The organism is Thalassospira sp. NFXS8, assembly GCF_040148805.1.
Taxonomy (GTDB): Bacteria; Pseudomonadota; Alphaproteobacteria; order Rhodospirillales; family Thalassospiraceae; genus Thalassospira.
Window position 1 is genome coordinate 1368387 of the sequence record NZ_JAGEMF010000001.1, and the last position, 24928, is coordinate 1393314.

22 protein-coding genes are annotated in these 24928 nt (G+C 56.5%); 12 read left to right on the forward strand and 10 right to left on the reverse strand.

Going from position 1 to position 24928, the window contains the following annotated elements:
• Positions 1-20 precede the first annotated feature (20 nt).
• From J4E05_RS06235 to greB, 4 genes are all read left to right on the forward strand, one after another.
• Positions 21-1217 carry a DUF3095 domain-containing protein gene (locus tag J4E05_RS06235; protein WP_349593432.1) on the forward strand — a complete coding sequence of 399 codons (1197 nt, stop codon included), beginning with the start codon at positions 21-23 and terminating at the stop codon, positions 1215-1217.
• A gap of 94 nt (positions 1218-1311) precedes the next feature.
• Positions 1312-2283 carry a LysR family transcriptional regulator gene (locus tag J4E05_RS06240; RefSeq protein ID WP_349593435.1) on the forward strand — a complete coding sequence of 324 codons (972 nt, stop codon included), beginning with the start codon at positions 1312-1314 and terminating at the stop codon, positions 2281-2283.
• Positions 2284-2333: 50 nt separating this feature from the next.
• A complete protein-coding gene (locus tag J4E05_RS06245; RefSeq protein WP_085589811.1) occupies positions 2334-3578 on the forward strand; it encodes an MFS transporter in 1245 nt (414 codons plus the stop codon).
• Between the two features lie 125 nt (positions 3579-3703).
• Positions 3704-4183 carry a transcription elongation factor GreB gene (gene greB, locus J4E05_RS06250; RefSeq protein ID WP_085589809.1) on the forward strand — a complete coding sequence of 160 codons (480 nt, stop codon included), beginning with the start codon at positions 3704-3706 and terminating at the stop codon, positions 4181-4183.
• 45 nt (positions 4184-4228) lie between these two features.
• Here the strand turns inward: greB and J4E05_RS06255 are convergent, their stop codons facing one another.
• The 6 genes from J4E05_RS06255 to J4E05_RS06280 all read right to left on the reverse strand — a co-directional run bounded on the left by J4E05_RS06255 (position 4229) and on the right by J4E05_RS06280 (position 10797).
• The gene (locus tag J4E05_RS06255) at positions 4229-4696 is read right to left on the reverse strand and encodes a VOC family protein (RefSeq protein ID WP_349593438.1); all 468 of its coding nucleotides are present in this window, start codon (positions 4694-4696) and stop codon (positions 4229-4231) included.
• 100 nt (positions 4697-4796) lie between these two features.
• A complete protein-coding gene (locus J4E05_RS06260) occupies positions 4797-5498 on the reverse strand; it encodes a VIT1/CCC1 transporter family protein (protein WP_349593441.1) in 702 nt (233 codons plus the stop codon).
• A gap of 119 nt (positions 5499-5617) precedes the next feature.
• Entirely contained in the window at positions 5618-8125 is a 2508-nt protein-coding gene (gene hrpB / locus J4E05_RS06265; protein ID WP_349593443.1) for an ATP-dependent helicase HrpB, read from the reverse strand.
• Between the two features lie 86 nt (positions 8126-8211).
• Entirely contained in the window at positions 8212-8454 is a 243-nt protein-coding gene (locus J4E05_RS06270) for a hypothetical protein (protein WP_349593444.1), read from the reverse strand.
• Positions 8451-9638 (reverse strand): prenyltransferase/squalene oxidase repeat-containing protein, encoded by a 1188-nt coding sequence (locus tag J4E05_RS06275; RefSeq protein ID WP_349593446.1) that lies wholly within the window; start codon positions 9636-9638, stop codon positions 8451-8453. The genes J4E05_RS06270 and J4E05_RS06275 overlap by 4 nt, the downstream gene beginning before the upstream one ends.
• A complete protein-coding gene (locus J4E05_RS06280) occupies positions 9628-10797 on the reverse strand; it encodes an O-antigen ligase family protein (protein ID WP_349593448.1) in 1170 nt (389 codons plus the stop codon). Before J4E05_RS06280 ends, J4E05_RS06275 begins: the two co-directional genes overlap by 11 nt.
• A gap of 106 nt (positions 10798-10903) precedes the next feature.
• Here J4E05_RS06280 and J4E05_RS06285 point away from each other — a divergent pair, with 106 nt between their 5' ends.
• Entirely contained in the window at positions 10904-12205 is a 1302-nt protein-coding gene (locus J4E05_RS06285; RefSeq protein ID WP_349593450.1) for an O-antigen ligase family protein, read from the forward strand.
• Here the strand turns inward: J4E05_RS06285 and J4E05_RS06290 are convergent.
• From J4E05_RS06290 to J4E05_RS06300, 3 genes are all read right to left on the reverse strand, one after another.
• Positions 12117-12707: a hypothetical protein gene (locus J4E05_RS06290; protein ID WP_349593452.1), complete on the reverse strand. Its 591-nt coding sequence runs from the start codon at positions 12705-12707 to the stop codon at positions 12117-12119. The genes J4E05_RS06285 and J4E05_RS06290 overlap by 89 nt on opposite strands.
• Positions 12704-14959 carry a GumC family protein gene (locus J4E05_RS06295; RefSeq protein WP_349593456.1) on the reverse strand — a complete coding sequence of 752 codons (2256 nt, stop codon included), beginning with the start codon at positions 14957-14959 and terminating at the stop codon, positions 12704-12706. Before J4E05_RS06295 ends, J4E05_RS06290 begins: the two co-directional genes overlap by 4 nt.
• An 84-nt stretch (positions 14960-15043) precedes the next feature.
• Entirely contained in the window at positions 15044-16591 is a 1548-nt protein-coding gene (locus J4E05_RS06300) for a WecB/TagA/CpsF family glycosyltransferase (RefSeq protein ID WP_349593458.1), read from the reverse strand.
• Positions 16592-16680: 89 nt separating this feature from the next.
• Between J4E05_RS06300 and J4E05_RS06305 the strand changes: the two genes are divergently transcribed.
• Positions 16681-17805 carry a glycosyltransferase family 4 protein gene (locus J4E05_RS06305; RefSeq protein ID WP_349593460.1) on the forward strand — a complete coding sequence of 375 codons (1125 nt, stop codon included), beginning with the start codon at positions 16681-16683 and terminating at the stop codon, positions 17803-17805.
• Here the strand turns inward: J4E05_RS06305 and J4E05_RS06310 are convergent.
• Complete coding sequence (locus J4E05_RS06310) at positions 17797-17922, reverse strand: hypothetical protein (protein WP_349593463.1); 126 nt, start codon at positions 17920-17922, stop codon at positions 17797-17799. The genes J4E05_RS06305 and J4E05_RS06310 overlap by 9 nt on opposite strands.
• Positions 17923-17994: 72 nt before the next feature.
• Here J4E05_RS06310 and J4E05_RS06315 point away from each other — a divergent pair, with 72 nt between their 5' ends.
• Genes J4E05_RS06315 through J4E05_RS06340 form a run of 6 tightly spaced genes read left to right on the forward strand, consistent with a single transcriptional unit; the run spans position 17995 to position 24920 of the window.
• Positions 17995-19233, forward strand: coding sequence for a glycosyltransferase family 4 protein (locus J4E05_RS06315; protein ID WP_349593466.1), 1239 nt, complete (start codon positions 17995-17997; stop codon positions 19231-19233).
• Positions 19226-20389, forward strand: coding sequence for a hypothetical protein (locus tag J4E05_RS06320; RefSeq protein WP_349593469.1), 1164 nt, complete (start codon positions 19226-19228; stop codon positions 20387-20389). The genes J4E05_RS06315 and J4E05_RS06320 overlap by 8 nt, the downstream gene beginning before the upstream one ends.
• Positions 20377-21123: a hypothetical protein gene (locus J4E05_RS06325; protein WP_349593472.1), complete on the forward strand. Its 747-nt coding sequence runs from the start codon at positions 20377-20379 to the stop codon at positions 21121-21123. The genes J4E05_RS06320 and J4E05_RS06325 overlap by 13 nt, the downstream gene beginning before the upstream one ends.
• Positions 21108-22991 (forward strand): hypothetical protein, encoded by a 1884-nt coding sequence (locus tag J4E05_RS06330; protein ID WP_349593475.1) that lies wholly within the window; start codon positions 21108-21110, stop codon positions 22989-22991. Before J4E05_RS06325 ends, J4E05_RS06330 begins: the two co-directional genes overlap by 16 nt.
• Positions 22988-23824 (forward strand): glycosyltransferase, encoded by an 837-nt coding sequence (locus J4E05_RS06335; RefSeq protein ID WP_349593478.1) that lies wholly within the window; start codon positions 22988-22990, stop codon positions 23822-23824. Before J4E05_RS06330 ends, J4E05_RS06335 begins: the two co-directional genes overlap by 4 nt.
• Positions 23817-24920 carry a glycosyltransferase family 4 protein gene (locus J4E05_RS06340; RefSeq protein WP_349593481.1) on the forward strand — a complete coding sequence of 368 codons (1104 nt, stop codon included), beginning with the start codon at positions 23817-23819 and terminating at the stop codon, positions 24918-24920. The genes J4E05_RS06335 and J4E05_RS06340 overlap by 8 nt, the downstream gene beginning before the upstream one ends.
• The last annotated feature ends 8 nt before the right edge of the window (positions 24921-24928 follow it).

Below are 24928 nucleotides of genomic sequence, written 5' to 3' on the forward strand. Positions count from 1 at the left end.
TTCGCTGATACGAGCAAACTGTGCCCAATTCATACCTCGCCATCCCAACCTTTACGGAATTTAGCCAGATCCTTGATCCGGGCTGTTATCACCCGTTGCCCGACGACTGGTACGTTGGCATTGCCGATGTTGTTTCCTCGACCGAGGCCGTGGCACAAGGGCGCTACAAGGCAGTCAACATGGCCGGGGCGGCTGTCATTGCTGCTATTAGCAATACGTTGGGGCATTCGTCCTATCCGTTCATGTTTGGCGGCGACGGGGCCAGTTTTGCCTGCGCGCCTGACCACATCGATAAAATTCGCCTCGCCCTGGCCGCCACCCGGCGCTGGGCACACGAAAATCTGGAACTGGAATTGCGGGTTGCCCTGTTTAGCATGGCGGAAATCCGGGCGGCCGGGCGCGATGTGCAGGTCGCCCGCTATGCTGTATCAAGCGCTGTAAGCTATGCCATGTTTCGGGGCGAAGGCATTCATTGGGCCGAAACCCAAATGAAAACCCATAATGACCACCATGTCGCCTCTGCGCCGCCCGGCACCCAGCCCGACCTGAACGGCCTTTCCTGCCGCTGGTCGCCCATTACCGCATCGGGCAACGGGTCAATCCTGTCGCTCATTGTTTTTCCGCTTGGCAATCGGCCTGCCTTTGATGCCGTCGTCAAGGATGTGCTTTACCTGCTTGACGAAGACCCCCGCCACGCCCATCCGGTCGGTGAAAATGGCCCGCTATTTCGCTTTCCACCTGCGGGCCTTAACCTGGAAGCCATGGCAAACCGGCCCCGGGGCGGATCCCTTTTTAATGCCCGTGCCAAGGTCTTTTTAACGGCCGCACTGGCCTTTATCCTTGATAAAACCGGCTGGAAACTTGGTGCGTTTGACCCGGCCCACTATCGAAAACTAACCGCCCTTAATACCGATTACCGCAAATTTGGCGACGCCCTTTTCATGACGGTCAATTGCAACAGCCAACAGGCCGATCAGCTTGAACAAATGCTGTTTCAAGCCGAAAAAGCCAATCACATTCAATATGGTTTGCACCGGCAAAAAACCGCCATCATGACCTGCATCGTCCCCTCTGTGGTCAATGACACCCATTTTCATTTTCTGGATGGCGGCGAAGGCGGCTATACAGCGGCGGCAGCCGCCTATAAGGCCAAACGCGATGCGCGCCAGCAAACCCCGGATGCCCCACCCCCGCCCGCAGCAACGCCGGTTTTATAATTACTAAAATTAATCAGGTTGATCATTTTGATCAGTTTATTGCATCATTCCATTTTGGGCATACCCATAAGGGGCCTCACGGAAGGTTTGCAACATGGACACCCGCGAATTACAAACCCTGATCGCCGTTGCCGAAGAAAAATCCTTTCATGGTGCCGCCAGTCGGCTGGGCCTTACCCAGCCTGCCATCACCCGCCGCGTTCAGCGCCTTGAAACCCGTACCGGCTGCATTTTGTTTGACCGCACGACCAAACCCTTGCGCCCAACCCCGGCAGGGCAACGCGCCCTGGCCGAAGCCCGCGATTTATTGCGCCGCCTTTCGGGTTTTGCCGATATTGTCAAAACCGGAACATCACCACACGGCCCGGTGAAAATCGGCGTTTCGCATGGGGTCGCCCCGCTGGTAACGGCACAAACCATTCGCGCGTTGCACCACGATTTTCCCGATACACAGCTAAGCCTGCGGTCGGGCTGGGCCAGCGAATTGCTGCCCATGTTACGACGCGGCGAAATTGATGCCTTGCTGACAATGGAGGAACCCCTTACCGGCATTGCCGGTGTTCCCGGCAGCGATTTGCCCAAATCCATTCGCATTGATCCCCTTTTTGACGATCAAATCGTCCCCATTGGCCCGGCAAACGACCCAAACCCGCCGACCAGCATCGTCGAACTGGCCCAACGCCCGATCATCCTGCTTCCCGAAGGATGTTCATTTCGCGCTTTGGGCAATGTTCTCGCCCACCGCAAAGGTGTCAGTTTTCGCGCAATACTGGAGGTTTCGGCCCTTGACCTGCAAATCGAAATGGTAGCCGCAGGGGTCGGATACGGCATCACCGCCAAACGCTATTGCATGCTTAACCGGTCAGCATCTGCCTTGTCGCTGCTGAACATTGCCGATGCCCGCTGGCCAATGAAAGTTGTTTTTCTGCGTCGCCCCGCCAGCATCGATATCGACACCGTGCTGGACGGCCTTGCCAGACTTCTTTCCGTTGCCGCACATTCGGAAAATACCGGCATAATGCAGAAAAGTAATCGAATACATGAACCCTATGAATTGGACGCATGATTTTTGCCCCGCCATAGTGTCAGCCAAACCTTATTCATCAACGAGGCACCATGTCCAATTCGCTTAAAACAACCAAATGGTTTCCGTGGCTGGTTCTGATATGCGGGGGGCTGGTTCTGGCCGTCAATCTTGGCATTCGTCCGTCACTGGGCCTGTTTATTCCCGATATGCTAACGGCAACAGGCTGGACAGCATCGGTCTTTGGTTTGGCTTTTGCCATTCAAAACCTGTTGTGGGGGCTGGCAGCCCCGATCGCCGGGGCACTGGCAGACCGCTTTGGCACCACCCGCACGCTCATTGGTGGCACCGTTTTTTATGCGCTGGGTCTGTATCTGATGGGGCAGGCATCTTCGCCCATTGCGCTTTATGCAACAGCGGGCCTTTTGATTGGCATTGGTGTTGGCGCATCCAGCTTTGCAGTTGTCCTGGCCGCGATCAGCCGGGTTTTCCCGCCCGAACGGCGCAGCTTTGTTCTGGGCCTTGCCAGTGCCGGGGGATCGGTTGGCCAGTTTTTAATGGCCCCGACCACACAGGCGTTAAATTCCGGCTTGGGATATGTCGGCGCGCTGACCATGATCGCCCTGATCAGCCTTATCATCATGCCGGCCGCCTTTGCCTTAACCGGGCGTGCCGACCATAAACCGGGCGGTGCCACCGCCGCCATCGATCTTGGCCCCACCAGCCTGATTGACGCCTTTCACGAAGCCCGCAAACACCGGGGTTTCCTGTTGTTAAATGCCGGTTTTTTTGTGTGCGGTTTTCACATTGCCGTCATTGCCACCCACCTGCCCACCTTTACCCAGCTTTGCGGTTTGCCGCCCTCGGTTGCGGCCAACGGGCTGGCCTTGATTGGCCTGTTTAACATTGTCGGCACCCTGGCATCGGGCTGGTTTGGCGGGCGCTGGCGCAAAAAATGGGGGCTGTCGCTTATTTATGGCACCCGGGCGCTGGTGATTTTCGTGTTTCTGCTGGCCCCCAAAACAGCTGATTCGATCTGGCTGTTTTCGGCCCTGATGGGGGCCTTGTGGCTTTCAACCGTGCCGCTCACCAGTGGTATTGTCGCCCAGGTCTTTGGCCCGCGCTATATGGCAACCCTGTTTGGCCTGGTGATGCTTAGCCATCAAATCGGCGCGTTCTTTGGCGCGTGGCTGGGTGGGGTTCTGTATGACATGACCGGCAGTTTCGATGCTGTCTGGATCATGTCTATCGCCCTTGGCATTTTTGCCGCCCTTATCCACATTCCGATCAATGATACCGCCTTGCGCACCGAACAGCCCGCAACCAGCAAGGCCTGATCCGGCATCACCAACACCGTTTTACCGGGCAGCGTTTTACAGTATGTTTCCTTTAATTTAACGCTGCCCGGTTTCTGTTTGTGATCCCTCTTTTCGTTGCCCGCGCTTTGCGATAAAACCCCGCCATGGACAAACCAATTTACATCACCCCCGAAGGGCTAAACGCCCTGCGCAGCGAGCTGGACCACCTTTGGAAAAAGGACCGGCCCGAAACCGTGGCGATTGTATCGTGGGCGGCGGGAAATGGTGATCGCAGTGAAAATGGCGATTACATCTATGGCAAAAAACGCCTGCGTGAAATTGACCGCCGGGTGCGTTACCTGCGCAAACGCATCGAGGATGCCGTTGTTGTCCGCAGTGAAGACCAGCCCGACCATTCACGCATCTTTTTTGGTGCCGAAGTCACCTATGTAAATGCCCGCGACGAGGAAAAAACCATTCGCATTGTTGGCGAAGACGAAGCCGAAAGCCTGAAAGGCAAAATAAGCTGGGTTTCCCCGGTTGCCCGCGCCCTGATGAAACACGAAGTCGGCGATGTTATCACGCTAAACACGCCCGCCGGGCTGGACGAACTTGAAGTTCTGAAAATTACCTATCCGCAATAACACATCTGACACTGATCGACGTTCAATATGGTGGCCTGCCGGCTTTCACCCGGCAGCATCGGCGGCACTGATGATGGCAATTTCATATCCATCCGGGTCGCGGACAAAAAACTGCACGGCCCCGTTTTCCAGCGCATCAACCGGCTCCGGGCTGTAGCCTGCTTTGTTCAGGCGGTCATACAAGGCTGGTACGTCATCACATTCCAGATACCACACCATCCCGGCAAAGGATGGCCGCATCTTGCGTTCTTCATGTGATACGCCGCCATGTGCAGCCAGCATCAACCGGATCACGCCAGTATCCATATCATCGGGCCTGTTGCAGGCATTGGCGGCATCCCCGTTGTCACCTGCCGCTTTGCATGCCGGTTTTACCCCCAGCATGGCCCAAACCGGTTCCTTGCCAAATTCATCAACGGTTCGCGCCATCACAGCAAAACCAAGGCAGTGATAAAAATCAATACTTTGGTCAATATTGGCTACACTTAGCAAAGGGGTCGCCGCACGCAGCATTCAATCGTCCCAACCGTTTATATGCACAGGCCTTTATGCTGCCAGAAAATACCCGGCAAAACTATGGCAAGGTCTCCATAACCGTTAAAGTATGGTTCCTTTAAACCACCGTGCCAACCCACCGGCCAATTATTGCGGTAACCACCATTGCCGCAGCGCCCCAAAACACCACCCGCACAATGGCATGAAGCTTTCGCGCCCCGCCAATATGCGCGCCAAAGCCGCCCAAAAGTGCCAGTGCCACCAAGGCCGCCGCCCCCACAGCCGGTATCAGATACGCAACGGGCGCAAACAATACCGTCGCCAGGGGCAAAAACGCCCCCAGGGCAAACATCAGGGCCGATGTCACCGCGGCCTGCAACGGGCGGGCAACATTAACCGGTGATAATCCCAACTCGTCGCGGGCATGGGCGGCGATCGCGTCGCCTGCCATCATTTGCCGTGCCACAGTCAGGGCCAGTTGCGCATCCAGCCCCCGGCTTTGATAAATCGCCGCAAGTTCCAGCAATTCGCCTTCGGGGTCGATTTCGTGTTCGTGCCGTTCACGCGCAAGGTCGGCGTTTTCCGTATCGGATTGCGAACTGACCGACACATATTCACCTGCCGCCATCGACATGGCCCCGGCCATTAAACCGGCAACCCCGGCCAGCAACACATCGGCCCGTGCCGGATTTGCCGCCGCCACCCCGACAATCAGGCTGGCAATCGACACAATACCATCATTTGCCCCCATGATGGCCGCGCGCAGCCACCCCACCCGTTCCACCAGATGTTTTTCCTTGATGCGGTGCGACGTTTTCATGGCGTGCCTTTAATGCGGGTTATTCAGTTGTTTTATATTGCCGATACATTTTTGCATCATGCCGATTTATTTTCGGGCGTCTCTATCGGTTATGCCATCATTCTTTAGGTCATCATTTTCTAGCTTTTCGGGCGTTTGATCCGCCGGGTCGGTTCGGCCTGTAACGGGTCGTCGGGCCAGTAATGCCGCGGATACCGCCCTTTCATTTCCGCCTTTACCTGCGCATAGGACCCCTGCCAAAACCCGATCAAATCCGATGTGACCTGCAAGGGGCGCTGGGCGGGCGATAATAAATGCAAAGTTACCGCCACCTTGCCCCCGGCAATTTTTGGTGTTTCGGTTGCGCCAAACATTTCCTGTAACCGCACCGGCAAGGCCGGGCCTTCGGGCCGGTAATCAATACGAACATGCGATCCGGTTGGCACGGTCCAATGGGTCGGGGCCAACTGGTCCAGTTTCTGGCGCTGGTTCCAGTCGATGCCCGACAGCAAGGCTTCGGCCACATTCACCTGGCGCAACTGGCTGCGCCGGATAATACCGGTTAAATACGGGGCCAGCCATGTTTCCAGGCTGGCCAGCAACCCGGCATCGCTCATATCGGGCCAGTTTTCGCTGTCCTGTTCATGCAAAAACGCCAGCCTCGTGCGCAGATGTTCGCTTTCCTTGCTCCAGTTCAGGCACGAAAGGCCCAGCTTGCGCACGCCATCGACCATCGCCTGTGTCAGTTTTGCCGGGTCCACCGCATCGTGAACCGGCTTTTCTTCCAACACCAATGCCCCAATGCACCGTTGCCAGCGCGCCACCACCATGTCGTTCTGACTATCCCAGAAAACCTCGGTTCCGGTATGAATTTGGCTGGCAAAATGGCTTTCAAGGGCCGCCTTTGACACCGGGGCGGCAAGGTAAATTTTGGCTTCGCGCGATTGCCCGTCAAGCTCGGCCACCGCCAACCATGGTTCAGACGCGAGCCCATCTTCCTTGGGCAACACACCCCCGCGCCCGCCCGACAGGCGATAGCGTGGTTCGCCCCCGCGTCGGCGCTCGCCTATCCGGTCCGGGTAGGCAAAGGCAACGAGCAGGCCCACACGGTCGGTAAAATCAATATCGTCCGTGGTTTCATCAGCAGGACGGCGAACAATTTTGCCCGCCTGTTTTAACCGCCGCGAAAGCTGGCGTGTGGCCTCGCCCAACATGCCCGGTGCGCGCCCGCGCGCCATGGCCTCGATCCGCAGGCGCAAATCGGCCCCGGCACTGCGCATAAAATCGCGGTCCGACAGCAAGGCCGCCAGCGCACAGGCGGTATCGGCCAGGCCCAATTGCTGGCCCCGCACCATCATATGCGCCAATCGCGGATGTACGGGCAAGGCCGCCATCGCCTGCCCCATTTGCGTTATGCGGTTGGCATCATCCAGTGCATCAAGGGCGCGCAACACATCGCGCGCCTGATCAATCTTTGCCGCCTCGGGCACATCCAACCACGGCAGGCTGGTTACATCGGCCACTCCCCAGCGTGCCAGTTCCAGGGTTAACGGGGCCAAATCGGCCTCGGCAATTTCAGGCGCACTAAATTGCGGGCGCGCACGGTGTTCGGCCTCGCCCCACAGGCGATAACAAATGCCCGGTTCCAGTCGCCCGGCGCGGCCCCGCCTTTGTTCGGCACTGGCCTGCGATGATTTAACAGTCACCAGCCGCGTCATCCCCGATGCCGGATCAAACCGGGGTAAGCGTTGCAAACCGCAATCGACCACCACGCGAATACCATCTATCGTCAGACTGGTTTCGGCAATTGCCGTTGCCAGCACAATTTTACGATACCCCTCGGGTGCGGGCTGAATGGCAAGGTCTTGCGCCCTGGTGTCCATCGCGCCATACAGCGGGGCGATAATAACCTTGTCTTTGGCCGTAAATAACGGTCGAAGCTGGCTTTCCACCCGGGTAATTTCGCCCTGCCCCGGCAAAAACGCCAAAATAGAGCCATGTTGCGTCGCCAAGGCCTCGCGAATGGCCGTCACCATGGTGGTTTCAACCCATTCGCGTGGTTTGGGCGGCATATAGGTGGTTTCAACTGGAAACGCCCGGCCTTCGCTGCTGATCAGCGGGCAATCGCCCATCAAAGCCGCAATCGGCCCGCCATCCAGCGTGGCCGACATTACGATAATGCGCAAATCATCGCGCAAGGCCGCTTGTGATTCCAGTGCCAGCGCCAGCCCCAAATCCGCATCTAATGATCGTTCGTGAAATTCGTCAAAAATCAGCGCGCCAATGCCCGAAAGCTCCGGGTCATCCTGAATCTGGCGCACCAAAATGCCTTCGGTTACAACCTCGATCCGGGTTTGGGCGGAAACCTTGCTGTCAAACCGCACGCGATAGCCCACCGTCTCGCCGACCTGTTCGCCCAGCAATTGCGCCATGCGCCGTGCACTGGCGCGTGCCGCCAAACGCCTTGGTTCCAGCATGATAATCTTGCGCCCGGCCAGCCAGTTCGCACCGCGCAAAGCCAGCGGCACCATGGTGGTTTTGCCCGCCCCCGGCGGGGCCTGCAAAACGGCATTGGTGCCATCGACAAGCGCTGTTTTCAGGGCGGGCAGAACTGCATCAATCGGCAGGCTGGGAAAATCAGACGTCATAAAACCCCGACAGTTTCCGGCAAAAAAGGCTGTGCGTGTTATTCGACATTAAAGCCGGTCTGGCAAGCCGCGAAACGTTGCCCACCTTACGGTGAAGGCCGCCTGACCGCCAGAACAAAGCCCCGTTCCCCGCTGATCCGCTGCAAGGTTTTCAACCCTCGTGTCAGGGCATAAAGCCGTTCCATATCGCCGTTCTGGCGGGCGATGCTTGCGGCATTGCGGGTCAGTTGAAACAGGGCCTTAAATTCCACCGGATCAAGGCTACGCAAAACAGCTTCTTTTTCCGCACGTTTCTGGTCCGGGTGATCAAAACAAAGGGGTTCCATCATCTTTCCTGCCTGCCACCGCCCGGTATTTCCTTATCAATCATGATCGATACTGCCCACACCATCCATGCCTGCGTCCAGCGCATGAAAACCCGCCGGTCTTTGCCAAACCGCCCTTGTCCGGCATAAAAAACGCCGCGCTTGTGGTCAAAAAGCGGGTCAATGGCAAACAGGGCCACATCCCGGGCCTGTGCAACGGCCCCAAACCGGTGCAATGTTGCCATTGCTTGCGCCACTGCATGGCTATCAAGATAACGGTTTGTACCCGCAAAGCTGCGCGGCAAACCCTGGTCATCAAAACAGGCACGCTGATAAAACTGCCAGCCCCGATCCATCGCATTTTGCAGGCCTGGCCACCCGGCATCATCAAGGCGATGCAGCAAGTCCAGAATATATCCGCTATGAAAGCCATCAACAAAGCCGTGATGGGGCCGTTTGCCATACACCCACGCGCCATCATCGCGTTGTTGGCCCAGCACCCTTTCAATTGCAATCGGTGAGCAGGGATTATCCGGCACCAGCCGCCATAATATCCACCCTGCCCACAGGGTTACATTATGAATTTCCGCATCCGCACCGGCAATATAGCCAAAATAACCGCCATCTGCCCCGGTTACGGATGGACCCCGCCACAAATCACGCCGTAAAAACATTGCTGCCGCTTGCAATGCCGAATGATCGGGCGGTAATTTCCCCCCGTTTAACAAACCATCCACGACAAAACAGGTCACAATGGCGTTGGATTGCCCGCCTTGGGCAAAAAAGGCCCGCGCCTGCCATGCAAACGGATACCCCCAGCCGCCATCGGGGTTTTGCAAGGCCAGCAACTGGCGGGTTAAACCTGTGGCGACCTTCGCCCCGTCAAAAGCCGCCCCGGATGCGGACCAATCCGAAACCGGTACGCCGTCACCCGCACCTAACAGCAACGCCAGCGTTTTCGGGTTTATCATAGGGGGAATGGCGGCATAGTCGCGTATCTTCGCCGGGGCATGCTTTAATGCCTGCAACCATGCCAAACGGCTGATACGATGGTTCATTATGGTCGATCCGGCGCAATATTTGCTGTGTAATCCATCAAACGGATCGGCCCCGGCAAAACGGTGATCCACCATATGCTGCCACACCCGGCCCCGCACGGCGCGCAGGCGTTCGGCATCAGCCACCGTCATTACGTTGTTAAAACTCACCGTCATCCGCCTGCATTTGCGTGTGCCATGCCACCCCGGCAGCAAGGCCGCTGCATAGTAAATAATGCCCGTAAGACAACGTATTGTCCGTGATCATTGTGACCATAACCGCCAGCAAAATATAAACCGCCCCCCTGGATGCGCGCACCAACCAAATCATCATCCCCCATCCGGTCAACCACAAGGCCGCCCCGACGATACCGCTTTCATACAGCATGTGAAAATGGTCGTTATGCAAGGCCCCGAACGAAGATGCAGTTTGCAAATGCTGCAATTGCCGTTCAATCGCCCCGGCCCCAAACCCCAGCCAGCGGTTTTGCGCCGTGCCCTGCCACCATTGCTGCCAAAACAGGTACCAATAGGCCAACCGCCCGCTGGCGTGGGTAAATAACAGCCGTGGCAAGGCATCCATTACCGCCCACAAAACCAGCCCCGCCAATGGTAAACCCAAAAGCCAGGTCCACGCGGAACCAAACCGAATGCGCGCCGCCAGAACGATGGCCATTGCCAAAACCGCAATCCGGGTTTGGCTGGCAAATATGCCCCCCACCGCAATCACAGCCATCGCCAAAGACAAAAAACCGGCATTCCCGGTTTCCCCGGGCACATTCGGCTTTGTGCGCCACGCCACCGCCATCACAAACAGCGCCAAAAACAAAAACGGATTATTCAACCGCCAACCTTCGCTGGTCAGCAAAAATTCGCTATCGATTAAAACATAAACCAGCATTGGTATCATAACCGGCCACAGGCAACGCTGCCCCACCATCATGCCCACAGCAAGGCCTAGCGGCAAGATGACCAGGTTTCCCGCCAGCCGAATGGCGGCACCCAAATCCTGGGAAACCACCACCACCCAAACCAAAAGCCCCGCCCCCACCAGCAGGGCCAATGCCGCATCCAGCCCCAATGCCTTGCGCCCGACCGCGCCCGAAAGCCCGGCCAGCGCCCACAAAATCAACAGGATTTTAGTAATCGTCCCGCCCAGTGGCAACGCCCATAACGACACCGCAATAACCGCCATGCCCATAACAGACACAAAAAGCTGCAATATCCCGGCGCGCCTTGGCCCCATATAGGGCATGTCACGATAATGCCCGGTGTTATCGCCTTTCTTCTTGCGTTGGCGGCTTTGTCTGGGGCCGGTTGATGGGCTCAATTCTTTCTCATTGTTCTGCGCGCCGAAATGCCATGACACCGGGTCTGGTTAAACCTACACTTAGGCCCTGCATCTTCAGGGGTCAAATCCCGTCATGACTGCTGCTATGACCCGTTGGGTTCTGATATTTGAAATACTCGCCGCCCCGCTTTTGCTGGGCGGGGCGCGGCCATGGGCGATGGCCCTGCTTTCGATACCGGTTGCATGCGCCCTTGTCGGTCAGATCCTTCACCAGCACAAATCACCAAAATGTGGTTTTTCAAATTCCACGCGGGGTATCTGCCTTGCCGGGGGCATCGCCTGTCTGTGGCTCATTTTGCAATCTTTGCCCCTGTGGCCGCATTCCATGACGCTGCCGTTTCAAACAGCCTCGCTGGCCCTGGCCCCCGCACGCACGCCCGATGCCGTTCTTTATGTGTTATGGCTTGTGACCATTGTTATGCTGTGTGCCACCCAAAACGATCTGAACAATCAGCTTGCCGTCATCTGCCGGGCGCTTGTCAGCAGTGCCGCCCTGCAAACCGCCGTTGCATTTTCATTGTTTGCGCTTGATGCACCGGGGACGGTGTGGTTTGTCAAAACAGCCCATATCAACGATTTCACCGGCACATTCGCCAATCGAAATGCCTTTTGCGCCCTGATGGCGGCGGGGTTTTTCGCCTGTCTTTATCTGTGGCACCGGCGCGCTTGCACAATCCGCGACAAACTTGACGGGCAAGGGGGCTGGCTGGCATTGGCGGTTTTGCTGTTTTTGTCGGCCCTGTCCAGCCATTCGCGGGCCGGTATTGTGGCCCTGTTCATGGGCAGCATCGCCTTTATCTGGCTGGCATCGCCGGGGGGGAGCAGGGCAAAAATCCTTGCCCTGCTGGCAACTGTTCTTGCCATGGCCGGGGCTGTTTTTGCCACCCCTGCGCTTGCCACCCGCTTTGCCCAACTCGCCCGGCGCGACTGGTTTCAGCGGGATGATGTCTGGCAAAGTGCATTCAATGCGATCATGCACCGCCCGCTTACAGGCTATGGCCCCGACGGCATCGCCACCGCCCTGCAACACGCCGCGTCACCGGGTTTAAACACACAGGCGCGTTGGGCCAGCAGCCATAATCTATGGCTTGATGGCATATTGGTTCTGGGCCTGCCCGTCTTTCTGCTTTTATGCGGGCTTACGGGCTATATCGTCCTGTTCACCCTGCGCAATATGGCGCGCCAAACCAAAACACGCCCGCAATTTGCCCTTATCATGGCTGTTTTAACCGCCTTTATCGTGCAATCCCTGTTTGATGGCATTGCCGCAATGCCGGCGGTAATTTTACCTGCCCTGATCATGGTCGGGCTGGCAATGCATCGTCATCAAACCTTACCCGTGCCTGCATCATCACCGCTGCCAGCAACCTCGCGGCCTGTTGCCTGACGGCTTCGTTGGTGCCCGCCAGGGTCACAATCACCCGAAGCGCATCGGCCAGTTCTGCCCGGTGTTTGGCCTGTTCATCGGGCGTGTCGGCAAATTCGGGCAACATTAAAATCCGCATCCGCACACCTTGCAGCAACACATTCACATCATTGGGATAAACACGTTTTAACTGTGTTAGCAGGGCGCTGGCACGGGGCCAATCCTGTGCGCGCATTGCCGAGCCAATCTGCTGGCGCACATTTGCCAGAACAATACCATCCGCATCGCCCAACGCCGCCTGATAATCGCTTATATCGGGCAACACCCGTGCTGTTTGCCATAACTGCCATCCTGCAAGGCCCAACATCATTACCACCATTGCCAAACCCGCAACGATGGTAAGTCGTACCCTGCATTTTGCCCCCCAACCGGTTTGCAACCGGTTTTGCGGGCCAATAGAACCATCAACATCTGTGTTTGGTTCATCTTTATGCTCAAAATCGGTGCGATTATGGGCTGTCATGGCCGTTTTCGCCGTTTTTTGCCACCGTAATAGGCGCCCCGGCGCGAAACACCGCTAAAAATAAAGCCATCGGCACGGCAACCAGCCTGTTCCAGCCGTTGAACCGCATCAATTATATCCTCCCGGCGGCTTTTTTGCGCACGGATCAACAATAACCGGTCATCCGCCGCCCGCATCAGCCAGATCGCATCGGCCACGGCTAAAACCGGCGGCGCATCCACCACAATGTAATCATAACGATTGCGCAAATCCTGTATCATGCCCATCAGCTTTTCGGCCATCAACTGCCCGGCAAGGGCCGATGACACCGCATCTTCCGCGCCTAGAAAATCGTAATAGACATCGCCCGACCTGCCATCTCCGCCGTCCTCAAACCGGATTGAAAATATGGCCTGATCCAGTGTTGCATCCCCTTGCAAAACCAGCGGCAAATCGGCCTTTATGCCGTTGCGGGCAAGGTCGTTTTCCGTCCGCCCCGCAATCGGATGTGTTGCCAGTGTCGGGCGGCGCAAATCACCGTCCAGCAGTAAAACCCGCTGGCTGTTTTGGGCAAGGCGCACCGCCATTTTTTGCGCCAGACGGCTTTTCCCCTCGCCCGGCATGGGCGAGGTTATACACACCACCCGTCCGCCAAATCCGTCGGCGGGGGCTTCACTGCGCGGGATCTGCCCCGCATCACGGCGCAAACGAAGAATGGTTTGCAAATGACCAATCGCCTCGTTTTCTTCTTCTGTTACCCGCCGTGCCGGATGGGGGGAAACACGCGGCAAGACGGCAAAAACAGGCAGACCGGTTAGTATTTCGGCTTCGCTGGCACGGTGCAGGGCGCGGTCAAAATATTCACGCAAAATGGCCGCTGCCATCGCCGCCACAACCGACAGCGCAATCGCAATCATGGCAATATGTTTGCGCGATGGAAATACCGGTTTACCTGGTGTTTCGGGAATTTGCACAATTTCCACATCCGGGCGCAAGGCGGCAAGTTCCGACTGCATAAGGCGTGCCCTGTCTGTCAAAACCGACACATCGGCGGTTGATGCATCAAGTTTGCGGTTAAGCTGATCAAACGCCAAACGGTCGCGGTTATCGCCCGCCGCCTGTGCCAGAACCCGGTCATATTCCTGCGCAAAGGCCCCAAACCGGGTGGCAGCGTTTTGCGCATCACGGTCAATGGCGGCGATCTGTGCCGATATCGCCGCTCGCACATCATCCTCCGCCTGTAAAATTTGCGCATTATTTGCCATCACCAATGGGTGGCGTGGCCCATATCGCCGCCCCAAATCGGCCTTGGTGCCGCGCAAAACCGCCAAACGCAAATTCAGTTCACGCACGGTTTCGCTGTTGGAAATTTCAGGCAGTTTCATCAATTGGGCGACATCGCCCTGTGCTGCCGCAATCGCCTGTTGCCGGGCCTGCAACCCCAAAAGGTCAATCTGTGCTGCCTGGCGCTGTGCGCGAATATTTTCCAGTTCGCGGCCCAAATCGCTGTCGCCTGAACCTGCCGCCTTGCCATCACCGCCCCCCCTTGGGACAAAACCACTGATGGGGTGCTGATCCTGCCAGTCGATCAGGGCTTGCTGATCCTGCGCCAGTGTGGCTTCGGCTTCGCCGCGCTGGCGCACGGTTTCGTCGTATTGATCGGTTAATTTGCGGCGCAAATCCTTTTCGCGTTTCCATACATAACTATCAATTACGGCATCCAGCATTCGGCGTGCGCGTTCGGGGTCGGTGTCAAACAGCGATATTTCAATCACCCGGGCATTATCGATTTGCACGGTTTTGATCTTGCCGCGCAAAATGGCGATATCGCGATTTTCGCGCACCATTTCGGCTGTCATGCCTGGCGGCAAAGCCATCGTATTTTGCGACGGTGTAATGCCCAGCCATTGCGCCAGCGGGGCTGGCGGCGGATCAAAATTAATGCCATCCCCCAGCAAAACCGACCGTGCCGCAGACAAAACCGCCGTACCGCGCACCATTGCCATTTCCGTATCCAGATCGGAAATTTGAAAAACCGGTGCAGGACCAACCGTATCTTTCAAGGCCAGCGGGGCCGGCGTTGCCGGTAAAAAACCAACCTGCCCCGATGCCCGAAACTCCGGTTGCCAAAAGGGCACCAAAAACACACCCAGCGCCATGCAACAGGCAAAAACCAGCAATGCGACACCCCGGCGACGCCAGACCAGCGGCACCATATCGGCCAGCGTCACAGCCGGCCCCGGCGTTTTGATCTGCGAAAAACGTTGCGTCATCGGTTTTTATCAACAGTCGGCACACTAAACCTGTATATCAGGCCTGAAACATGGGGGGAAAATGACGGGCGCCATGGAAAAAACCTAACGGGGGCTGGCATCGTCGGGCCACCAGTCATTGTTACCACCGGGGGTTTGGGTCAGCGGTTTTTCGTCTTCAAACGGGGCGGGGATATATTTATCGCCATGGTCAGGGGCGGCAAAAACCTGCCCGACCACACCGGGGCGATAAACATCAATGCCCGTATTTTGCGGGGGCTGCGCGGGTTGATTAACCGGCGAGAAACGCTCGAACCCATCGCCCGTCATGCCAAATGCCGCCGCCGACAGGCCGGGCGCATATCGAAAGGCCAGTTGCGCCGGATCGCCCCCGCCTTTGCCATAGCGCAAAATCGCCACCAGCAAAGCCCGCATCAAAATGCCCTGTATGCCGCCCATCAACGTCGCGGGGATAAATTGCTGCACAATCAGCTGGGCAAAACACTGTTCCAGCGATGAAATTATTTTAATGCCAATATTTTGCCGGGGCTGTGTGGCGTCCTCTCTTTCGAAAAACGTGGCCAGAATGCCGGTTAGGGTTTGCCCGTCAATTACGGGTAAAATACCGGGATGTTGGACCTGCACCAACGAGGTAAAAACACCTGCCATCACCGTGGCGACAGATCGTATCGTATCGCTGCCTTTACCGGTTGATCCTGCGCCGCCCGGGGTTAGCTTTGACAATTCCTGTATTAACTGCGCGCCCGCACCTTGCGGCCCCATAACCGCCTTTCCCGCCAAACCGGTCGAAGGTCCCGTTTGCCCCCATGCGGACCCGGCCCCCAAAACCCCACCCACCAAGGCCACAATCGCCAGCAGGCCGACCTGTTTAATGCGCGACAAACCTGCAATTTGGGTGCTGTGCTTTTTTCCCCATCGCCATGCCACCAACATGGCGAACTGCCACAGGCCGCTGGCGTAACGCGGGCTCATGGTGCGCGGGGCCTGTAACACCCGCCATAACCATTCCATTCCGGCATTTTGCCATAGCAGTGGCGCACGTTTTACCTGCCCCGAAATAACATCAAACGCGCCCCCAACACCAATCAGCAACCGCGCCCCGCATGCATCGGCATACTCGACAACAAAACGTTCCTTGCGCGGGCTGGGCAAGGCAACAAACACCACATCCGCCCCGCTTTGGGCAACCATATCGGCCATTTCGGCGTCGGTCGCATCATAGCCATGCCGACAGCCCACGATGTTTAAACCGGGATAATCATGCAGCAGGCGATGGCGGGTCTGCACGACAATATCAGGCCTGGCACCCAGTAAAAAAACCGACAATCCCTGTTGGGCCAGACCCGGCATCAGGGCGATCATTAAATCAATTCCGGTAACACGCCCGGCCAGCCGATATCCCAGCAACTTTGCCGCCCAGACAATGCCCATACCATCCGCACTTAGGCAATCGCACGCCAATAAAGCCCCCCACAATGCAGGGTCCTTGCGGGCAGCAACCAGTTTGATGGCGTTTAGGGAAATATGTCGAAGGCAGTGCCTTTGCATCAGGCCCGCCAGAATATCATCCCGCAACTGGTTCGGTCCCCGCCTGTCCAGTTGCAAATCAAAAAACGTCTTGTTCTCCGCCAAGCACCCTGCCCCCGGTTCAGTTTGCTATCAAACGAAACGCTAGGATGGCATAAGTTAACAAAAAAACATCCCTATATTGAAAGTTAAACGTGAAAATTGCACTGATCACCAATTTGATCCCGCCTTACAGGCAGCATAGCCATACGATACTTGCACAAATGGTGCAGGCCACAGGCGGCGATTTTTGCATTATTCGCACCCATAAAACCGAACCGCAACGCAACTGGCCCCAACAAACCGGGCCATTCTCGCAAATCATTTTGCCCGGTATTCGCTGGGCATTATCTGAAAATCGCGCTATCGCCATCACGTCCTCCCCCGTTGTCCATTTGGCGCAATTTAAACCCGATATTGTAATTCTGGCAGGTTTTGGCCTGGCGATGTGGCAGGCGCATCGATGGTGCCGGGCGCACAATATTCCCTATATCATCCGCTTTGATGGCTGGGCGCAGTCCGATGCCGTCTTTAAAAACCGGCTTCGGGCCAAAATGCGCGGCATCATGATCCGTCATGCCACAGCGGCCATCGCCGCCAGCCATCCGGGCAAACAGTGGTTTTTGGCACATGGTATGGCGGTCGAAAAAATTTCGCTTGTTCCAATTGCCCCGTCATTTGCGCCCTTGCCGGGCACTGCACTACCGAAATTTGCGCAACGCCACTATGACCTTTTATGGTGTGGCCGCCCCACCGAACCCAAGGGCTTTGCCCATTTTCTGGCCATTGCGGCGACCCTGTATCGGCAAGGGGCCATTTCGCGCATTTGCATTGCCGGTGTGCCGACAAAAGATACCGCCACCTTTACGAAAAAACTGGCGCGAGCCGGGCTTTGCGACATCACAACCATATTACCACCGATGGCCCCGCACAGGCTGCCCGCGATCTATGCCAGCGCCCGGCTGTTTTTATTACCATCGCTTGGCGATGCCTACGGCGTTGCCGTGATCGAGGCAATAAGCTGTCGCACACTTGTTGTGGCATCAGATAAGGTCGGGGTTGCCCATGACGTGCTGGTGGCGGGTGAAACCATGTTGCCACTGCCTTTGCCTTTTGCCCCGCCCGGGGTCAAGGGCTGGCTAACCGCGATCAAACGCCTGTTGGCGGACCCCGCATATTGCGACCGGCATTTAAACTTGCAAAACCACGCCATCCTTAACGTCAGCCCCCAACAAATTGCCCGGCAAACATGGAACGCCTGCCGGGATGCCCTAGGGTAAAACACCACCCACCAGCATCAGCATCAGCATCAGCATCAGCATCAGGATTGCGGGATTATTTTGCCTCAACCCGTAATTGTCATATATGATTTTAACATTAAGCAACATTGCGGGCATATTGGGGGATTGGCCGTTTATGAAAATGCTGGACACGTTATTTATTGGCAATTCTGCGCACGGCAATGCGCGATGACTGCCGATATATGGATGATTGGCCGAATAGACCAGTTTGCCATTCTGGGCGCATATCTGGCCCAACAGGGCAGGCTTGCCCGCTGGGATAGTTTCTGGCGCCACACGGACCAGCCAATTACACCGCCAGCACGTTTTCCTCACGCCCGTCGCCATCGCCCCGGCCTTTTTTTAAACCGCCCGTCCCGCCGGGTTGATGCCTGTATGGCTGCCATTCCCGGTCGCCATATCCTGCCCGATCTTTTGGGTTATGCGGCGCGCAAATGCCGCCTTCCGGGCCATAATCTGGCATCGGACCTGCCGTTATCGTGGCTGGCCGCATCGCATATGCCCGCATCGGCACGCATCCTGCACGGGCAAGGCAATTACAGCCTTCCTGCCATGCAAAAGGCCCGGAAAAACGGCATCTTAACCATCAGCGATGTCACCGGCCAACTGGCCCCCACCCGCGCCCGGCAGCTTGACGATGAATACCGTGCCCATCATCAGAAGTGGCGCGAAATATCGTCTTTTCTGGCCCGTCGCCGGGTAGACGAAGCCCGCTTTGCCGATGCCGTTTTTGCACCGTCGCAAAGCGTGGCACAGGGCCTTGTCGATTGTGGCATTGCCGCCAACCGCATTCATGTCGTGCCATTCGATGCCCCGTTGGCCCGGCAATGCCTTATGCTTGATCGCCCGCAGGATGTTTCACTGGCCCGCGATATATTTGATCTGCTTTATATTGGCGATATGGCGCTGGCAAAGGGACTGGCGGTATTGTTTGACGGTTTTAAAACCCTGCGCCGCCAATTTGGTCCAAGGATAACATTATCGCTGATCGGCCCGGCGCATGACTGCGCCCGGCACCTGCTTGCCCCCCTGCCCGTTGGCGTAACATGGCATGGCCAACAACCGCAAAACCATGTTCCTGATGCCCTGCAAAGGGCTGATCTGTTTGTATTGCCATCCCTTTCCGAAGGTTCCAGCCTGGCGATACAGGAAGCAATGGCAGCGGGCCTGCCCGTGATCACCACCACCGCTGCCGGCAGCATCATCAAAGACGGGCATAATGGCATATTGGTCCCGCCGCGTGATCGCAACGCCCTTGTCAAGGCGGTCACCAGGCTTCTGCTTGACCGCGCGTTTGCCGTAAAGCTGGGCGAAAGGGCAAAATCCGCCATTAGCACCCAGCTTACCGAAGGCTATGGTACCCGGGTAAGTGCAGCCTATGACCGGGTATTGACCCGTCATGGATAATCGCGCCCCGCTTTGGATGATTGCGGCAACCGTGCTTAACCGCGCCGGTGGGTTCATCATGGTCCTGATTTTGGGTCACGCCATTGCCCCGGGCCTTCTTGCCGATTATTTCAGCGCCCTTGTCAGCATTGGCGTTGCGGTCAGTATTACCCAGGCCGGATGTGGCCCCTTGCTGGTGCGGCTGGCACAAAACCGGCAACAAACCGCTATTCTCGGCATTGTTAGTTTGCGCATCATCCTTGCGCTGATTGCCATTACTTTCCTTGCCCCTGCTTTGCCGCCGGTGGCGTGGCCTGTGCTGATCATGCCGCTGGCCGCCGCCCTGTCGCCCGACTGGATGATTACCGCCCGCCTGCAATTTCACCGTATTTTATGGATTGGCGGGCTTGGGCAACTTGCGGGTATCGCCACCGCCCTTTATGCCGGCACCACATCGAATGGCGCTGTATGGCTTTATGCGTGCGCCCCTGCCATTAGCGCAACGTCGTGTCTGGCATCGGCTTTTTGGGCATGGTCTGGCCGACGCAAACCCCGACAAGGCCGGGCAAACACTTCGCCTGGCCTTCCGTCGCTAAACATCAAAATCTGGCCGCAACTGGTTCTGTTCACTTTGCTGGCGGGGTTATTGCCCAATATTGATGTTGCCTTTTTGCAGTCATCCCTGCCCCAAAGTGATCACGATGCCCTGATGCTGGTTCATCGCCTGTTATTGCTATGTGCCGCCGGTTTTAGCGCCATTTCCGGCGTGTTATTTGCCCGGAAACAAACCGGTTTCGCACGCGACGTCTGGCTGGTTTTACCGGCCTGCGGCATTACGCTGGCGTTGCTTGTTCTGCCCGATATGGCCTTGTCCGTGCTGTTTGGGCATAGCCCTGTTAACAATGCCGACATATTGCGCATAGCTGCGCCATGGCCGCTGTTGCTGGCAATTGTGTTGCGGCACATCCTGATCGTGCAGGAACGCGCCGGGCACCTGTTGCTTGCTGTTGTGGTGCTGGTGCTTTGTGTTGGCGGGGCCGGGGTGCTGGCGCAATATGGGGCGGTCACCACCATTATTATGGCTATGAATGTCAAACTGGCCCTTCTGGCAGGGCTATTAATTTGCGCGCCCCGCTTTTTCGTCTGGCGGCAAAGGTATTTTGCATGTCAAAGCTAAACACGCATATCGTTGATAACCAACTGATCAGCGGCAGCTTTGGCCCTGTTCAATTTGGCCCCTGGGGGTTCGAGGCCTCGGACCGGGTTTCCTTTTTCACGCTGGACAATAACAGCCGCCATATAACCCTTGCGGGACAAGATGTTATCTTTCAAAATTCGCGCTGGCGGCTGGACTATGAAACCCGCCAGTCGCAACAACACGGCAGCATCACGCTTTCTGCCCGCTTTACTGCCCTTACCGGTGGCCCCATACAGGATGCGGTCGTGCGGCTGGTGTTTGATAAAACCGCTATTCACCACGGCATCATTGCCAACCGGAAATTCCTGCATCATAACAGCGACAAATACCGCCTGTTTCCCACCCGAAAGGTTCAGTTATTCACGCACGATCATCATCACATCGACGTAACATTGGACCACGCTGAAGGGACCGGGCGGTTTGCCCCCTATATGTATTTGCGCGACCGCGATGATTGCTGGATTATTCATGCACGCCTGTTACCAGCCGAACCGATAGATGATATCTGGCTACGTTGGGCCAACCGGTTTTTCACACTGAGTTGCCCGTCAAAGCTGGCACGCCTGGTGTGGAAGACACCCGGTGGCAAGGCAATATTCTGGCGATTACGCGAAAAATGGGGCCGCCGCGCCCCGGAAATACAAGCTGTTCCACTTAACATTTTAAAACCGGGGCAAAGCCTGTATCTGGAGGTTACATGCCGGTTTCATTAAACCCGCCAGAAGGCACACCGGCAAAAACGCAGCCTGCGCAACACGGCCTGAAAGCCCCTGCCAGCAGCACGGCACCTGCCCTGGCGGCACAAACCCGGGCAAAACGGCTGGCTGTTCTGATTGCCGATATATTGCTTAACCAGCAAACTGCGGATGGCAACTTTCCCCGGCACGGATTTTACGCCACGGCCTTTGCCCTGGCGCTGTGGCAGGGGCTTGGGGATGCCAAATATCAATCTGCCATCAATCGCGCCCTTGATGCCTTGCAAACCCTGCCCGATACCGCGCATTACCACCGCGAATTCATTGAATTTGCCCTGCATCAGACACCGGGCATACCCAAACAACTGCGCAAACGTATTTTGGCAGGCAAAACCTATCGCAATGCCCGGGTTGCCAACTGGTTAATTTTGCGAATGCTGTGCCTTGAAAAAGGTAATCTGCCATCGCGTCTTGCTGCCCGTATGTTATGGTGGTTCATTGCCCGAAACTTTCGTAGCGGCCCGGCTTTTATGGACCGTAAAGGGAGCTTTTCGGCGCAATATCATGCTTTTTGCGCTGCCCTTCTTGGCTTTAGCACCCGGCCTTCCTGTCAGGCGGCGGGGCGGGCGGCAACCGGGCTCATCGCAAATCTGGTTGCAACAACCGGCCATGCCAACCTGATTGGCCGGGGGGCCGGGCAAAGTTTTGGCACCATTAGCGCCCTTTATGCCCTGCTTTCTGCCGGGGAAGATACCCTGGCAACCCCGTTGCTGGACCAGATCGAACAAAGCCTGATGGCGCACGGCACCTTGCCCCTTAATTTGCTGGCAAATGCGGGCGAACATTTATCTGTCGCGCCTGTTCCCTCGCCCGGCCCGTTTCCCGCGCGCGCCTTCCCGGCGGGTTTGCATGCCACCGCACAGGGGACAGAACCATCATTATCGCCCGCACCGGCCACGACCCTTACACCGCCGACGAATGTGTTGCATTTACACGCCCATTTAGCGCCGCACACCTATCATCCGGCCAAATCATCGTTAAAGGCGATCCCGGCCCATAAACCAAACCGGCCTTTCCCCGAAAATGCAGGGCCTGACACCCCCGAAACACCGGGTTGGTACAGCTATAACCGCCATTTTGATTATCTGGCGTTTGCCGGTTTTTTCCTGCTACGCGCAGGTCAGCTTGCAATTAACACATCGGCACATTGCACCACCGGGGCCGTGGCGCCGGATCAACCTGCACAGCAAAATACCACCACATCGTTTCACCAGCATTGCACCCCGTCTTATTCAGCCCTGTTTACTTTATCCGGGGCAGCACAATACGACGTTACACCAATGCCGGTTGTTACCTCACGCCATGGCGATATCATTTTACCGGCCTGTGGCGGTGAACAGGATTTTGCCAGCCTTTATGGCGCTGCCAGCCTTCCGCTTCCAAGTTGCCCGCGGCAAAATCATTTCGCCTGCTATGACACCGCAACGTATCAGGGCGATACAATTTTGATGCATTACCATTTGGGCGGCTATGCCGGAACACGGCGAATTGTTTTTTTACCCGATGCGATCGAATTTACCGATCATGTCGAAATCGCGCCCGATGGCGAAACACCGTCACGCCAAGCCCCCCGCCCCGACGATGTCATTCGCCTGTTTCGGCTGTTTTTACCCCATGACCTGCACGCGACACAGCATCATCCCAACCGGCTATCGTTCCCGCAAATCGGGCTGGAAATAACCGGGTCTTCGCCGTTGAACTTAACCCCATCAAAGCATTTCTCGGCCTTTGGCCCGGTGCAAACCCTGTTTTGCCAAAAACCCGTTGCCGACGACGGCACCTGTCAGGCATCGCTGAAACTGCATTGGCGAACACATAATTCATGACGGAAACTACCGGGATCACCTGCAATAATACCATCACCATGGTCACAACAATTCACAACGGGCAGGGCCACTGGCAGGGTTTTTTCGCCAATCTTGATGCCATTCTTGGCCCAGGGGATGCCGCCATCATTGTTGATGACGGGTCATTTCCTGCGGTTTCTCTGCCGCTACCCTTGTGCGATGACGCAAGGATCAGGCTTTTGTCACCCGGCAAAATCGGGCGGGGTGCCGCGCTTAATCTGGCGATTTCACAGGCTGAAACGCGCTTTATCGCCATTCAGGATGTAGATGATCGCAGCGCCCCTTCGCGCTTGCCAATCATGAAGCAGCTTATTGCGCGTTATCCTGATCAACTGATATTTTGCGAGGCCACATGCCTGAAGGAAAAAGGGGCGGCACCGGCACATAGCCCCCAGCCTGCACACCCCTTAAGACCTGACGACATGCCGGTTCGCCCGATATCGGCTGCTCGTCTTTATCGGGGCAATCCGTTTCATCATTCCTGTCTTGTCTTTCCCAAAACCCTGTGGCGAACAACCGGGGGATATGACGCATCCTTGCCTTGTTGCCTGGATCTGGATTTTTATTTGCGGTGCCTGACGCAATCGCAAAGGCCTTTGTTGTTGCTGCCCCGCCCGTTGCTGCAACGAAACATCGGCCCCCATCGCCATTATTCCGGGCTTCCTGCCCGCCTTTATCATGAAACGGTGTTAACACTGCGCGCCAAATACCGGCACAAGGTTCAACCACCCTTCTGGACACGCCTTTATGATCTGCGGCATTTCGCCCTGGCCATGTTGAATCGCATCAAAGGGTGGTGCAACAATGCCTAGGCCCAAACACATTCTGGCTCTGATACACCTGCCGCCGCCCCTGCATGGCGCAGCCGTCATGAACCAGCGGGCCATCGAGGTTTTGCAGGGTCGCTACCCGCTTACACTTTTGCCATTTCGGTTTTCGCGCGACATTGCGCAAATAGGCCACGCCAGCCGCGCCAAATATGTGATGGCGTTTTGCTATCTGTTTCGCCTGCTGGGGCAGTTGATGCTAAACCGCCCCGCTGTGGTTTATTTCAGTTTCGCCCCTGCTGGCGCGGCCTTCTGGCGCGACAGCCTGTATGCCTTGTTGGTCCGGGCATTTGGTGTATCCATTGTTTTTCACCTGCATGGCCGTGGCCTGAAAACCCTGCGGGATCATTCAAAAACAGCGACGTGGCTGCAAAAGGCCGTTTTTAAAAAACAAACCGTCATCGTTTTAGGTGAGGCGCTTCGGCCCGAACTCCACGGGTTAAATTGCGATATCGCCATCCTTGCCAATTGTGTCGACATCCCCCTGTTGTCGCCCACGGAATCACATCGATCGTCTGAACCTGCCATCTTGCGTATCCTGTTTTTGTCCAACCTTATCCGCAGCAAAGGGATAGACACCCTGATTAAGGCGCTGGGCATTTTAAAACAGCAAGGTGTGCATTTGCGATTTGATATTGCCGGGGCGGAAGGCGATGTATCCGAATTACAGCTGCGTCAGCTTATGGATAATGCCGACATCAGCGATATCAGCACCTATCATGGTGCCGTTACCCCGACGACCAAAACCACATTGCTGCGCGCCAGCGATCTTATGATATTCCCCAGTCGCTATGCCAACGAAGCACAGCCCCTTGTGGTGCTGGAAGCCATGGCACATGATGTTCCCGTCATCAGCAGCAACGTTGGCACACTTGGTGACATAATCATTGAAGATCAAACCGGATTTGTCCTAAACGACACCGCAAACGCACAAGAACTGGCGAATATTATTTGCCGGGCCCACAACGCCCCTGCACACCGGGCAAAAATGGCAAAGGCCGCCCGCACCCTGTGCAAAACGGCCTTTCATCCCGATCTTTTTGCGCAAAAACTGCGCGATATCTTTGCCCGGTTGCTATGACAGGGCGA

Excerpts from the sequence above, each read along its gene's own strand:
- J4E05_RS06240 (WP_349593435.1), top strand. The coding sequence starts at position 1,312 with ATGGACACCCGCGAATTACAAACCCTGATCGCCGTTGCCGAAGAAAAA.
- J4E05_RS06245 (WP_085589811.1), top strand. The coding sequence starts at position 2,334 with ATGTCCAATTCGCTTAAAACAACCAAATGGTTTCCGTGGCTGGTTCTG.
- greB (WP_085589809.1), top strand. The coding sequence starts at position 3,704 with ATGGACAAACCAATTTACATCACCCCCGAAGGGCTAAACGCCCTGCGC.
- J4E05_RS06255 (WP_349593438.1), bottom strand. The coding sequence starts at position 4,696 with ATGCTGCGTGCGGCGACCCCTTTGCTAAGTGTAGCCAATATTGACCAA.
- J4E05_RS06260 (WP_349593441.1), bottom strand. The coding sequence starts at position 5,498 with ATGAAAACGTCGCACCGCATCAAGGAAAAACATCTGGTGGAACGGGTG.
- hrpB (WP_349593443.1), bottom strand. The coding sequence starts at position 8,125 with ATGACGTCTGATTTTCCCAGCCTGCCGATTGATGCAGTTCTGCCCGCC.
- J4E05_RS06270 (WP_349593444.1), bottom strand. The coding sequence starts at position 8,454 with ATGATGGAACCCCTTTGTTTTGATCACCCGGACCAGAAACGTGCGGAA.
- J4E05_RS06285 (WP_349593450.1), top strand. The coding sequence starts at position 10,904 with ATGACCCGTTGGGTTCTGATATTTGAAATACTCGCCGCCCCGCTTTTG.
- J4E05_RS06290 (WP_349593452.1), bottom strand. The coding sequence starts at position 12,707 with ATGACAGCCCATAATCGCACCGATTTTGAGCATAAAGATGAACCAAAC.
- J4E05_RS06295 (WP_349593456.1), bottom strand. The coding sequence starts at position 14,959 with ATGACGCAACGTTTTTCGCAGATCAAAACGCCGGGGCCGGCTGTGACG.
- J4E05_RS06310 (WP_349593463.1), bottom strand. The coding sequence starts at position 17,922 with ATGCCCGCAATGTTGCTTAATGTTAAAATCATATATGACAATTACGGG.
- J4E05_RS06315 (WP_349593466.1), top strand. The coding sequence starts at position 17,995 with ATGACTGCCGATATATGGATGATTGGCCGAATAGACCAGTTTGCCATT.
- J4E05_RS06320 (WP_349593469.1), top strand. The coding sequence starts at position 19,226 with ATGGATAATCGCGCCCCGCTTTGGATGATTGCGGCAACCGTGCTTAAC.
- J4E05_RS06325 (WP_349593472.1), top strand. The coding sequence starts at position 20,377 with ATGTCAAAGCTAAACACGCATATCGTTGATAACCAACTGATCAGCGGC.
- J4E05_RS06330 (WP_349593475.1), top strand. The coding sequence starts at position 21,108 with ATGCCGGTTTCATTAAACCCGCCAGAAGGCACACCGGCAAAAACGCAG.
- J4E05_RS06335 (WP_349593478.1), top strand. The coding sequence starts at position 22,988 with ATGACGGAAACTACCGGGATCACCTGCAATAATACCATCACCATGGTC.
- J4E05_RS06340 (WP_349593481.1), top strand. The coding sequence starts at position 23,817 with ATGCCTAGGCCCAAACACATTCTGGCTCTGATACACCTGCCGCCGCCC.